The following is a 13,432-nucleotide window of genomic DNA, read 5'->3' as shown; positions in this document are numbered from 1 at the left end:
TATAAACTGAATATATTATAACTCTTTGATGACTTGACAGCAAGATTTGTTATTTTTCATAGCATCTAACCGACTGCAATGATTTCGCACTTCCATTTATTAATATATTATAAAGCAGCTTGTTATCAGAATATATGAGATATATAATTATAAAATAGAAATAAAAAGCACAATAAGGAGCAAGCAGATATATGTTTTATTTTATATTGGAACCCATAATGATGTATAACTGGATATTAATATTAGCGGCAGTTATCCCTGCGGTATTCCTTATGATTAAAGTATACAGAGCAGACAGAATGGAAAAGGAAAGCGGCTACCTTTTAAGACAGCTAGTTATTGCGGGAATTCTATCCACCATTATTGCCCTAATTGAGGAAAAAATAGGGGAATGGATTTTATCATGCTTTGTTCCCGGAAATAAATTGCTGTATCAGATAATTCTTTATTTTGTTATTGTTGCCATAGCCGAAGAAAGCTCAAAGTATTTCTTCTTAAAAAAACGGACATGGAATAATCCAGAATTTAACTGTCAGTATGACGGTGTTGTATATGCAGTATTTGTTTCTCTCGGATTTGCCCTTTGGGAAAATATCAACTATGTTTTATCATATGGTTTTTCAACTGCTATTGTAAGAGCAATTACAGCAATTCCAGGACATGCCTGTTTTGGTGTATTTATGGGTGTATTCTATGGTCTCGCAAGAAAACAGTATAATCGTGGAAAAAAATTTAGCTCCAAGATATTCAGAATATTCAGTGTTGTGTTACCAGTTCTATTACATGGCTCATATGATTTTATAGCTTCCATGGAAAATACAATGGGAGGTCTATATTTCGTGGCCTTCGTTATTATACTTTTTGCACTGTCTTTTGGACTGGTAAACATCTCATCAAAGAATGATAAATACATATGATATAGAAAACACCAGCACATTTAACCTTAACGTGCTGGTGTCTGTATGTTAATACTTTTCGTATTTATTCATCTGTCTTCTTTTTAAGAATACAAGAAATACTACCACGCAGGAAATTACTATCAGAACTGTTAATGCTCCAAATGTAACCGCTGCTGGATGATTATTAATTAAGCAACATATTTATAAGCCAGATTATTGGCAGGAAGATATGCATCTCCTCCATACAAAGCTGTATAATCATTTACCACCTTATTACCTTTTGCAACTGCATTTCTGCAAAGTATACCATTATCCTTATATTCTTCTTCGTCCCATTCAATGGAGTTTATTTTATGTATTGATAATCTTTTATTTTTTTTCGCATAATCCGTATATTTCCACCAGAATATGTTAATATATGAATATCAATCCACAGATTGGAGAATTACCATGAAAGCATATGAAAGATTATTAAAATATGTCACTTTCCGTACACCAAGTGATGAAAACAGTGAAACAACTCCCTCATCTGCATGCCAGTTTGAGTTAGCCAGATTTCTTAAAAATGAGATGGAAGGATTGAATTTATCGGACATTGTACTTGACGATATGTGTTACCTGTATGGTAAGCTTCCAGCAACCAAAGGTTATGAAAATGCACCTGCTATCGGATTTATTGCACATATGGATACTGTGTCCGATTATTGCAATCACGATATTACACCAGTAATAACAGAAAACTTTAATGGTGTATCACTCACACTTCCTGCGGGAATAACCTTGTCTGTGCATGATTTTCCTCATCTTGGCACTCTTAAGGGTCGTACACTTATCACATCAGACGGAAGCACTATACTTGGTGCCGATGATAAAGCAGGTATTGCTGAAATCCTTACTATGATAGAACATTTGCAGAAAGGCAATATACCTCATGGAACAATATGTATTGCATTCACACCTGATGAAGAAATCGGCATGGGAGCTGAACATTTTAACATAGAACAGTTCGGTGCCAAATACGCCTACACAATTGACGGCGACACAGAAGGCGAGATTCAGTACGAAAACTTCAACGCATGCAAAGCGGATTTTCATATTAAAGGCTTCAATGTACACCCAGGTTCTGCCAAAGACACCATGATTAATGCCAGTCTTGTTGCAATGGAGATTAACAATGCGCTTCCTGCTATGGAAACCCCTCGCGGCACAGAAGATTACGAGGGCTTCTACCATCTTGTCAGCATGTCTGGCGATGTCAGTGAGGCTTCGCTTAATTATATAGTAAGAGACCATGATAAGAATTTATTTGAAGCAAAGAAAAATACTCTGCGATTAATCGAAAAGAATATGAATGAAAAATGGGGCAAGGGAACTGTTACGCTCACCATTAAAGACCAGTATAAGAATATGTCCGAAATCATTGCGGGCTGCATGAATCTTATTGATAATGCAAAGAAAGCCTGTGAACTGGCTGATATAGTACCGCTTATTCTTCCTATCCGAGGGGGAACAGACGGCTGTCAGTTAAGCTTCAAAGGTCTTCCATGCCCTAACCTTGGAACTGGCGGACACGCATACCACGGTCCTTATGAACATATTACTGTTGAAGGCATGGATATGACCGTTGCAATGCTTGTTAAATTGGTTGGAACATTTACTGAATAACAACTATATTTCATAACACAAAACAGGAGTTAAGCTATTGACCTACTCCTGTTTTGTATTATCAGTTGCTATTCAGTTTTTATTACTTTCGCTTTGAAACAACATACATAACTGCTGCTGCAATACATCCAGCTAACGCAATAATTGCTATTACAAGCCATAATTTCCCATGATTTCTGTCCCCAGTGTTGATTGATGATGCATTTGTTTCATTTTCATCAAATGTATACTGGCTTGTTGTTTCTGATTCTATCTGACTGATGGTCTCTGTTTCTGTTTCAGATTCTTTAGTACTCTCCATCTCTGTTTTTGTCGCCTTGCTGCTCTCTGAATCAGATTCTTTGATACTTTCTGTTTCTTTACTACTTTCAGTCTCCTTGATGTCCTCAGTTTCAGATTCTGTTTTCCTGCTGCTTTCTGTCACTGTTTCTGTCTCTGGTTCTGTCACTGCTTCCGTCTCTGGTTTTGTCTCCGGTTTTGTCTCTGGTTCCGTCTCTGGTTTTGTCTCTGGTTTTGTCTCCGGTTCTGTCTCTGGTTCCGTCTCCGGTTCTTTAACAGTAAAATGTGCACTAGCTGTTCCACTCGATGAAGCAATACCTATAACATGCTCTCCCGTCGATAAATTTTTTATTAAATCTGGATTAAGTGTTACAATAATACTTCCTGCTTTTACCGTATAATCCTTGTCTTTTACAAGCTCTCTGCCATCAAGTTCTACTTTTACAAAATCTGAAAATGCTGCATTAGACTTAAATGTAATTGCCTTATCGGAATTCTTATCAATTATACATTTATCACCAGCAATTATTTCTGGCGTCAGTTTTGATGTAACAACACTATCTTTGTCTATCTGCTTTGATGCATTTGAATCTGCAAAGTATTTTAAACATAAAGAGCAGTAATAATATTCAGTATTACCTTCCTGAGTCACTGTAGCTGCTTTAGCTTCTACATGCTGTAACTTATGATTATCCTTATTTAATTCACCATATTCCTCATGACATACTTCACACACTGCACGATTGACGCATGTTGCCTCTCCGCCACTATGAATATGCTCTGGAATGCCACCCTTTATTTCAAATGTGAGTATATTATTCTCGATTGAATTGACACTGATATAAATATCTCCGTAAATCCATATATCTTCACCTATTCCTAATGCTGCATCTGCCTTTGTGTTATACTGTCCACCAAGAACTTCATAATTCCATTTAGGTGATGAAAAATACATATTACTTGGAAACTTAGTGTCACTGTCTATAAGATAACATACCAGACCGGATTTTAATGGGATTTTATCCACTCTGTTTCCATTAATCTTGAACATCTGCTTATATTGAGAATCATATTTGTTACCATTATCCTCAAAGTTTCTGTACTCAAGATACAATGTCTTACCCTTTTCCGGAATATCCATCTTATATCCTGTAATATTATCCGTACCTGAAGTTCCTAATGCTTTAAGACTATATTCTCCTTCGGACAAAATCGTCTTAATATCATTCTCATCAGCCCAGCCTAATACTTCTTTTTCCTTAAGAGACATAAACTGTGGTACTGGAGATATATGCTTTGCCATAACTGACATGAAATACACCGGTGACGCATTCTTTGAGTTATATAAATCCTTCAGCCCCATAATATGTCCCATTTCATGTACTGCTGTTGCAATTGATACAAATACCTGGTCATCCCCATCCTTAAATAAATATCCGTTAGTATCACCATCAGGCTTACAATACGAATTGGTTATCTGGACATATTTGTAACTATTAATAGTTTTTTTGCCGGTATTAACAGAAATATTATTAACATAATCTGTATAATTCCACAATGGTGATGACCAGCTTACTGATATATTACCTGACCCATTATTCTTATAAATAATTGTAATTGAATCAATAGTACCATTGTTATCTTTATCAAGCACACCATAGTCATAGTATACAGTATTATTATAATCAGAAATTTTATTACCAGATGATATGGCATTATTAACAGCTTCTGACCACTCCTGCCTAAGCTCATACATTCTGCTTGCACGCTCCGAAGCATCTTTATAACCAATGGTATTAATATCACTGTACTCTGCATAATACCCACGAGGATGTGAAAGTACAATTGAACCGCCATTATCATATAAATATACACTTCTCATTCTTAATTTGTTATCTGATACACATTTGTAATAATCGCCTACACTATATGAGCCTGCATTATATGAATTATCTGTTATTTTTCTGACAGAACTGCCTTCATATACATCATTTATAAATTCGGTTTCACCTGCAAATCTGGCAAATACCACTAAATTAGTAAAATTACTGTCATCATCATCTGCCTGTATCCTGTCTTTATCACCTGTTAATAACAAAATTGACAGAAAAACAGCGCAAAATAACAGTATTAGTTTGATTTTTCTCATAAAAATTCCTTTCCATGTATAAACAAGCTAACTATTATATTATCCGGTTTCTCTGTCAGAATCTTACCATATTATTAAATTTAATTCAATTCAAATAACTATTTTACGGCTTGCACACACCACAAGCTTCATACCCCATATCAATAATCTCCTGCCTGCTTCCTGTATAAATCTTTTTATTGGAAGCATCCATGCTCTTTGCACTGTTGCAGGATTCTTTGTGGAACTTCTTAGTATTCGTATTAAGTACATATGTCTGCACATTTGCTTCTGCTGCAGTTGTTGACTTTGAAGCATCTGCAACTATTGAATCGTCCTGATGGCTGTCACCTGTTGCATAATCAATAGCAATTCCCGGCTGTGCATTAAAACAATACACATTGAAAAGAATTCCATCGCCATTATCCTCAACTGACTCAGCCTCCATCTGCACACCGCTGGCAACAAGATTATCGCCAGAAAATACAGGTGTTACGCGGTACAAAACATGATTATTAGTTTCCTTTATGTAATCCGCCACCATATTTTCAAAAGGCAGCATACCATCAACATTAAGATATCTTGTTCCTGTAATCAGATTCTTTTCATTGGCATTCTCTCCGGTAAGCTGATATCCAATCAGATGACATCTGTTATACAGATATTTGCCATCAACATTATCATACTTAGCCGTCTGCCAGCCTGTCGGCTTCACCTCACCAATAGAGCCGCGCTTTTCCGCAGGCATAAGATCTTTACCAATATTCGCAAATGCTGTGGTACATCTTCCCAGACCGTCAAGCTCACCATAGCTTTCAAATGAAGCAGTCGTCATATCTGCTTCAGTAAAATCAGGATTATTGTCATTAATTACAACATATGGCTTTCCATCATATGAAAGAGTTACCATATCTGCCTGCCATGATGCTGACAACGCCTCACCTGCATTGGCAGTATTCTTAGAAGAGCATCCGTTTACCCAAAGCCCGCTCCACACAATGAAGCCTACCAGTAAAAATGCGGTTACTCTTCTCAATACTTCTAACCTTATATTACGCATGTATTTTTCCTTATTTCTTTCTTACATATCTTTCTTCAGTAATTTTCTCATGAGAATTACCCTCAAAATCAGTAGAACCCTCCAGCTTAAAATCATTAAGCATGTCCTTAGGAAACTTCACATCAGAAGGATACTTCCTGTTCCACTTATACAGATAAACCTCATCCACCATATCCTCATAAGAAACAATCTCAGAGTCCTCAACAAAACAGAAATCATCCCTTCCGGCAAAACCAAACTCCTGATTAACCTCAAGATTCTCATAATCACAAAAAAGCTGCTTGCTATATAAAGAAAGCCATAACTTCCCGCCATCAAGCATCTTAATAATATGCTCATTAAGAACACTGTCCTTAGAAACTCGTCTGTTATTAAACATAATTCCATAATCATCATCAACAATAGATATAACCTTCATAATGTCCTCCTTCTTTTATGTCCAGCAAGGTGTGACTGGGTTGGATAAAGGACTTTCTTAAAGGTGGAACGTGTCATTAAGACGCTGTACGGATTTTATCCGCGTTACAGTCACCGTCCGCAACCGGCGCATACTCGCCATCCATGGCTCGAATGCGCCTTTTTCTCACATCGTGTGCGAAAATTGCTACACATTTTATAAAATCCTACAGCCTCTAAACTCCACTTGAACCTTCAAGAAAGTCCTTTATCCAACCCAGTCACATCCTCCCCATCACAAACACAGTTGCTCTACACGACCATAGCTCAATCCCGCCACCACACCAGCAAGGGAGCAATGCGACCAACGCTGAACCACGCATCTCACCCCACCACAAAAGCGAGGGAGCAACGCGACCAACGCAAGTAGGTAAAAACTCCCCGGGGTGGTGGGCTGGGTGTGGTTGTATGGTTTAATTGAAAACCGTAAGAAGACGCCGGTACTTAGTGCGTGGGGAGAGCCGCCGAAAGGCGGCAAATCCCCACAAACTTAGTACCCGCTGCGTCTTCGCCCGAGCGGGAGCGCGTTTTCAATTAAACCATACAGCCATCCCCAGCCCCCTCTCCGGGGAGCCATTTCTTACCTACTTCTTAAAGGGAAACCTCCCCGATTCCAGCCTCTTCTTAAGCATAACCCCACCTATCGTCTGAGGCTGCTTAGCCGGACTATTTTCAGCTTCTCTTTCCTCCGCTTCTGCAATTCTGCGGCGAATCTCTTCCATCTTGTTATCCATTGCAGCAATCTGATCTGCACATGAAGACAATTCTGCAGCCAGCTGTTCTGCTTCAGAATCTGGAATATTCTTCTTATAACGAACCTTATGCTCCACGCTCGCCCAGAAATCCATGGCAATTGTACGGAACTGAACCTCAACCTTCATCATCTTCTTTTCATTCTGAAGGAATATCGGTATCTCAATTATAAGGTGAAGACTTCTGTAACCGCTTGGCTTAGGATTCTTGATATAATCCTTTCTCTCGACAAGCACTACATCGTCCTGCTTTAACAGGCAGTCGGCAAGCATATAGATATCTTCCGGGAAAGAGCATATTACTCTTACCCCCGCAATATCTCTTATACCTTCCTCAATGCCTTCCATTGTTATAGGAATATTTTTCTTCTTCGCCTTCTTAAATATTCCATCCATAGACTTAATTCTGCTCTTGATACTCTCAATAGGATTTCTGTCATACTGTAATGAGAACTCCTCATTAAGCACCTTGAACTTAGTCTCAACCTCCATAATGGCGCATCTGTAATAAGCCATCAGTGTGTTAAACGGCATAATATTTTCTTTTAATAACTCAATCATTTCATCAGAAAGGAGATTCTCTTTAATGAATCTTTCCTGTTCCTGCTTGAGTATCTCTTCTAATAACATAGTAACCCCTTTTACCTTTGATGCATCTTAAAGTGCCTTCTTAATAGCAGCTAAAAGCTCATCATATGTATCAAATGCCTCTAATTCAGGATTATCAGCCTTAATCTGCTCTGTACTCTTAAAGAGGAAGCCTGCCTTGCTTGCCTTAATCATTCCTAAGTCATTGTGGCTGTCTCCTGATGCAATAGTATCATAACCAATAGACTGTAAAGCCTTAACTGTTGTAAGCTTTGACTGCTCACAACGCATCTTGAAACCTGTAATCTCACCATTGTCAGCGACCTCAAGTGAATTACAGAAAATAGTTGGCCAGCCCAGCTTCTTCATAAGCGGAGTAGCAAACTGTGTAAATGTATCTGAAATAATGATAACCTGTGTTATACTTCTTAATTCATCAAGGAATTCCTTTGCTCCCGGAATTGGGTCAATCTTAGCAATAGTATCCTGAATTTCTTTAAGTCCAAGACCATGCTCCTTAAGAATACCAAGTCTCCAGTTCATAAGCTTATCATAATCTGGTTCGTCTCTTGTTGTTCTCTTAAGCTCTGGGATTCCGCTTGCCTCTGCAAATGCAATCCATATCTCTGGTACAAGAACGCCCTCAAGGTCTAAACATACAATATTCATATCATTATCTCCTCGCTTATTATTCTTAGATACACTCGTATCTCATGTGTTATTTCACTTATATTATTGTAACCCACTACCTGTCAAAACTCAATATGCCATTTCTAAGTCTTTCAAGCCCATCCATTAAAGTTGTCTTAGGACATGCAACATTCAGTCTTAAGAAATGTTTTCCATCTCCGCCAAAGCCTTCTCCCGCTGACAGGAAAAGTCCTGTATTCTTTCTTATATATGCCGCAAGCCTTGTTGAATTGTCTGTGATATCAGACACATCAAGCCAACAAAGATAAGTTGCATGTGATTCCACCATTGACACTCTCGGAATATTGTCTTTTATGAACTTTTCGGTAATCTGTTTATTCTCGTAGATATATTCTCTTAACTGCTCAAGCCATTCCTCACCCTTTGTAAATGCAGCTATAGCCGCATCAACTGCGAAAACATTTGGCTCAGCTACCTCATCGGTATTGATTGCACGCCAAACCTTGTGACGGAGTCGCTCATCCGGCACACATATTGCTGCTGTCTGTAAGCCTGCCATGTTAAATGTTTTCGTAGGTGCTATGCATGTTACAGATATATTCTTACACACCTCCGAAACACTTGCAAATGGCACATAATCAATGCCCGGGTCTGTAAGCTCGCAGTGAATCTCATCAGATATAACAACGACTCCATACTTGTAAGCAAGCTCTCCGATACGTGCAAGTTCTTCCTTTCTCCATACATTTCCACCCGGATTCTGTGGGTTGCACAGAATAAGAAGTGTTGTCTGTGGGTTCTTGAGCTTAACTTCAAGGTCTTCAAAATCTATTACATACCTGCCATTCTCATATGCAAGCTGGCTCTGTAACACATTTCTGCCATTATTAAGAATACTGTTAAAGAAAATGTTGTATACAGGTGTCATGATTACAACATTCTCTGCTGGTGTCGTAAGCTTTCTTACAGAGCTTGATATTGCAGGTATAACGCCTGTTACGAACATAAGCCAGTCGTCTTCCATCCTGAAATTGTGGCGTCTTTCCCACCAGCCTGTGTATGCATCATACCAGTCCTTTGATATCTCAGTATAACCGTATACACCGATGTCTGCCTTTGCCTTAATAGCCTCCGTTATCTCAGGTGCTGTCTTAAAATCCATGTCAGCAACCCACATAGGAAGCTCATTCTCTGCCACATTCCATTTTAAAGAATCCGTATTACGGCGGTTCACTACTGTATCAAAATCATATTTCATTCTCGGATTTCCCTTCTTAATTCTACTTATTAATTCCTGCATACTATCTTAGTAAGCGAAGGATCAACCTTATCCTTCTCAATTATAAGCTTATCTATACTGTCTGCTGTTATCGTTCCGGAAGTTGGATTTAACACGCTGTCAACCCTGCTTGTGATATCAGCATCTACTGTTGAATACTCGAAAGCAAGTGTTGTATTAATAAGCTTGCAGTTCTTCATAACAAGATTGTCAATGTAGCATAATCCCTGAAGACTCTCTATTGTACAGTTAATAAACGTAAGATTCTTTGAATTCCAGCCAAGGTACTCACCTGAAATGTATGAATCATACACTGTTATATTTTCAGCATTCCAGAAAGCATCCTTGCTCATAAGTCTTGAATTTCTCATCTCAAGATTCTTACTTCCGTCAAATGGATAATTGCCAACAAGCTTAAGACCATCAATCTTCATATCGTTGCTGTTCATTGCAAAATAATTACCCTTTGCCACTACATTTGTCATAGTAACATTATCACAGCTCCAGAGAGTTTCCTCTGCATTGACAAATTCCACATTCTTAAGACCTAGTCTGTTACATCTTCTGAAATTCTTAGGTGCTTCAATAATTGTATCCTCAACATTAATATCGTTAGTGTACCATACTCCTGCTCTTCCCATCTCAAAGAAATAACAGTCCTTTACATTGACATTGTTGCAGTACCAGAGTGGATATTTCCACTTAAAGCTGCTGTTTACAAGCTCTATATTACTGCTCTCCTTTAATGGAGACTCACCATCATCAAATATAGAATCTTCAATACGAAGGTCTTTGCTTGCAAAAAGAGCACGTTCTCCTGTAAGAAGCTGCTACTTAACTAATTTCTTTTCCATATTTACTCCATTCTTATCTACAAACATTAAAACCCAATCACCATATTATAAGTGATTGGGTTACATTCTAAACATTCTTAAGGTTCTCTACCATCTCTTCCATTGTGTGCCAGCCAAGTACTGCACATTTAACTCTTGCTGGCATATGAGAGATATCTCTTAATGCTCCGGCTTCATCAAGCTCATCAATCTCTTCCTCAGTTGCCTCATCCTTAATCATCTTAAGGAAAAGTTCTGAAAGATGTACTGCCTCATCTATAGGCTTTCCAATGATAAGCTCAAGCATTATATCTGCTGATGCCTGCGATATTGCACAGCCATCTCCTGTAAATGCCCCATCAACAATAGTTTTCTTAGCATCATCAAACTTAAGCTTTAAGATTATGTCGTCTCCACAGCTTGGATTAACACCCTCAAGCTCTAAGTCTGCATTGTCTATATCATGCTTATGATATGGATGCATGTTATGGTCCGTAAGAACCTCATTATAAAAAGTTTTAGTCTCCATATCCCATAAGCCCCCTGATCTTAGATAGTTCTTCTATAAAATGCTGTACTTCTTCTTCTGTGTTATAGAAAGCAAAGCTTGCTCTCGTTGTTGAATTAACCTTAAGGAAATCCATTAATGGCTGTGCGCAGTGATGTCCTGCTCTTACTGCAATATGCTGTGAATCAAGTATAGAAGCAACATCATGTGGGTGTACTCCGTCAATTGTAAATGTGACTATACCCTCATGGTCTTCTGCCTTCGGAGAACCTATTAAGTTAACTCCCTTCATATCATTAATGGCGTCAACAGCAATCTTAGTAAGCTTTCTCTCCTGTGCCATGATTGTGTTAAATCCAACTTTGTTAATATATTCAATTGCCGCATGAAGTCCGACTGCACCGCCAGTATTAACAGTTCCTGCCTCAAACTTATGTGGAACCTCTGCATATTTAACTCTGTCCCAGTGAACAATCTCAATCATCTCACCACCGCTTAAGAATGGTGGCATCTTGTCAAGAAGCTCTTTCTTGCCATATAATGCTCCGATTCCCATAGGTGCTAACATCTTATGTCCAGAAAATACAAGGAAGTCAACATCAAGGTCTGTTACATTAACCGGCATATGAGGAACACTCTGTGCTCCGTCAGCCACAATAACCGCACCATGTGCATGTGCAACCTCTGCAATATGCTTTATATCATTAACTCTTCCTAATACATTAGAAACCTGGGTAACTGCTACAAGCCTAGTCTTATCTGTGATAACCTCTAAAGACTTGTCTGTAATCTCTCCATTCTCATCAGGTGTAAGCTGCTTTAATACCGCTCCACATTTTTCTGCAACATGCTTCCATGGAAGGAAATTGCTGTGGTGTTCCATAACACTAACAACAATCTCATCACCCTCTTTAATGAAATTCATTCCATAACTGTATGCAATTAAGTTAAGACTCTCTGTAGCATTTCTTGTAAATACTATCTGGCTTGCATCTTTAGCACCAATAAACTGAGCTACTGCCTTTCTTGCATTCTCATAACTTTCTGTAGCAATCTCACTTAATTCGTATACACCTCTGAACGGATTGGCGTTCATCTCCTGATAATACTTATTAACTGCATCAAGAACAGCCTGTGGCTTCTGTGTAGTCGCTGCATTATCAAGATATGCAATATTGCTTCCCGAAATAAGTGGGAAATCTTTTCTTATAGACTCAATCGTCTTACTTAACTCACTCATTAATAAACCTCTTTAATGTAGTCATGTATCTCGTTCCTGATACCATCATCAGGGATTTTGCCGCATACAGCTAAAAGCTTAGCTGCTGCCAGCATATTATAACATTCTTGTGCCGGTATTCCTCTTGATTCAAGATAGAATAAAAGCTCCTCATCAGGCTTTCCTATAGTTGCACCGTGATTACCGACAACATCTTCTTCTGCACATAGAATAATAGGAATAGTCTGGTTGACACATTTTTCATCAATAAGAAGAACTTCTTCCTTCTCATTACCAACAGAACCTGCTGAACCCTTAATGAAATCAATAGTTCCTCTGAACAGCTTAAATGCTGTATCTCTCAATGCACCTGCCGCATTGATTGCACATTCTGTCTTCTTGCCGATATGTCTTACGCAGTAGTTCATATCAAGTCTTTCTTTACCTGCTGCAACATATCCAATCTCTGCAGACATAGAGCTTCCATCACCTGCAAGCTTAATCTCACAGCCTTCGTATCTGTTCTTTCCGCTTAAATAAAGCTGCACAAGTTCAATTCTTGCACCATCTTCACAGTAACCACCGATATCATTAATAAATGTTGTCTCACTGCCTACCCTCTGAATCTGGATAAGACGGATAACCGAATCCTTGGCGGCATATAATCTTGTCTGTACTGCTGCGAAGCCTTCTCCATCTTTATCTCCATTAAAATCCATGTAAACATCAATGCTGGCATTCTCTTTAGTTTCAATACCAACAACATTGATGTCTGCATTACTCTTTCCATAATTGAAGTCGAGTCTTACAAAACCTGCATTCTTCTTATCTGTTATATAATATACAGGTTCAGCCTGTGACTTCTTAGCTGCCTCTGTAATCTCCTGACCACATCCACCAATGATATTGTCAAGCTCACCATTGTTAAGCTTTCCATCATCAATGAGACTTACATCATTAACAGAAGCATTTAACTCACCTGTACGGTTAATTACAACCTCTCCAACCTTGCTCTGGTTCATATGAAGATGATTCCATGTCTTGGCTGGGATACGGTTTATTATCATGTCCTTTTCTTCGATACCTATCATATCATATTCCTCACTCTGATTAAC

General features: G+C 38.5%; 11 protein-coding genes and 1 pseudogene. 2 read left to right on the top strand and 10 right to left on the bottom strand.

Annotated features, from left to right (window positions below; genetic code table 11):
- The first annotated feature begins 218 nt into the window (after positions 1–218).
- Together GKE48_RS06610 and pepT are read left to right on the top strand one after the other, a co-directional pair.
- A complete protein-coding gene (locus GKE48_RS06610) occupies positions 219–917 on the top strand; it encodes a PrsW family intramembrane metalloprotease (RefSeq protein WP_206671573.1) in 699 nt (232 codons plus the stop codon).
- A gap of 432 nt (positions 918–1,349) precedes the next feature.
- Positions 1,350–2,564: a peptidase T gene (gene pepT, locus GKE48_RS06605; protein ID WP_154300704.1), complete on the top strand. Its 1,215-nt coding sequence runs from the start codon at positions 1,350–1,352 to the stop codon at positions 2,562–2,564.
- An 82-nt stretch (positions 2,565–2,646) separates the two neighbouring features.
- On the opposite strand, the gene GKE48_RS06600 is transcribed toward pepT, so the two are convergent.
- The 10 genes and pseudogenes from GKE48_RS06600 to GKE48_RS06555 all read right to left on the bottom strand — a co-directional run bounded on the left by GKE48_RS06600 (position 2,647) and on the right by GKE48_RS06555 (position 13,408).
- Positions 2,647–4,941 (bottom strand): metallopeptidase domain-containing protein, encoded by a 2,295-nt coding sequence (locus GKE48_RS06600; protein WP_243138460.1) that lies wholly within the window; start codon positions 4,939–4,941, stop codon positions 2,647–2,649.
- 154 nt (positions 4,942–5,095) lie between these two features.
- Positions 5,096–6,031 (bottom strand): DNA/RNA non-specific endonuclease, encoded by a 936-nt coding sequence (locus GKE48_RS06595; RefSeq protein WP_154300702.1) that lies wholly within the window; start codon positions 6,029–6,031, stop codon positions 5,096–5,098.
- A gap of 10 nt (positions 6,032–6,041) precedes the next feature.
- Positions 6,042–6,449 carry a hypothetical protein gene (locus GKE48_RS06590; RefSeq protein WP_012740402.1) on the bottom strand — a complete coding sequence of 136 codons (408 nt, stop codon included), beginning with the start codon at positions 6,447–6,449 and terminating at the stop codon, positions 6,042–6,044.
- 622 nt (positions 6,450–7,071) lie between these two features.
- A complete protein-coding gene (locus GKE48_RS06585) occupies positions 7,072–7,869 on the bottom strand; it encodes a GTP pyrophosphokinase (protein ID WP_012740404.1) in 798 nt (265 codons plus the stop codon).
- A gap of 27 nt (positions 7,870–7,896) precedes the next feature.
- Positions 7,897–8,496: a bifunctional phosphoserine phosphatase/homoserine phosphotransferase ThrH gene (thrH, locus tag GKE48_RS06580; RefSeq protein WP_012740405.1), complete on the bottom strand. Its 600-nt coding sequence runs from the start codon at positions 8,494–8,496 to the stop codon at positions 7,897–7,899.
- A 76-nt stretch (positions 8,497–8,572) separates the two neighbouring features.
- Positions 8,573–9,778: a MalY/PatB family protein gene (locus tag GKE48_RS06575; RefSeq protein ID WP_243138459.1), complete on the bottom strand. Its 1,206-nt coding sequence runs from the start codon at positions 9,776–9,778 to the stop codon at positions 8,573–8,575.
- A pseudogene (locus tag GKE48_RS06570) lies at positions 9,766–10,587 on the bottom strand (DUF3737 family protein); the annotation flags it as partial. The gene GKE48_RS06575 and the pseudogene GKE48_RS06570, both read right to left, overlap by 13 nt.
- 91 nt (positions 10,588–10,678) lie before the next feature.
- Positions 10,679–11,119 (bottom strand): Fe-S cluster assembly sulfur transfer protein SufU, encoded by a 441-nt coding sequence (sufU, locus tag GKE48_RS06565; RefSeq protein ID WP_012740408.1) that lies wholly within the window; start codon positions 11,117–11,119, stop codon positions 10,679–10,681.
- Positions 11,109–12,338, bottom strand: coding sequence for an aminotransferase class V-fold PLP-dependent enzyme (locus tag GKE48_RS06560; RefSeq protein ID WP_154300701.1), 1,230 nt, complete (start codon positions 12,336–12,338; stop codon positions 11,109–11,111). Before GKE48_RS06560 ends, sufU begins: the two co-directional genes overlap by 11 nt.
- Positions 12,338–13,408 (bottom strand): SufB/SufD family protein, encoded by a 1,071-nt coding sequence (locus GKE48_RS06555; RefSeq protein ID WP_154300700.1) that lies wholly within the window; start codon positions 13,406–13,408, stop codon positions 12,338–12,340. Before GKE48_RS06555 ends, GKE48_RS06560 begins: the two co-directional genes overlap by 1 nt.
- Positions 13,409–13,432: the final 24 nt, after the last annotated feature.

The sequence above is a fragment of the Lachnospira eligens genome, from assembly GCF_009680455.1.
Classification (GTDB): Bacteria; Bacillota; Clostridia; order Lachnospirales; family Lachnospiraceae; genus Lachnospira; species Lachnospira eligens_A.
Note: the sequence above shows the minus strand (reverse complement) of the source record. Positions and strands in the feature narration are given on the sequence as shown.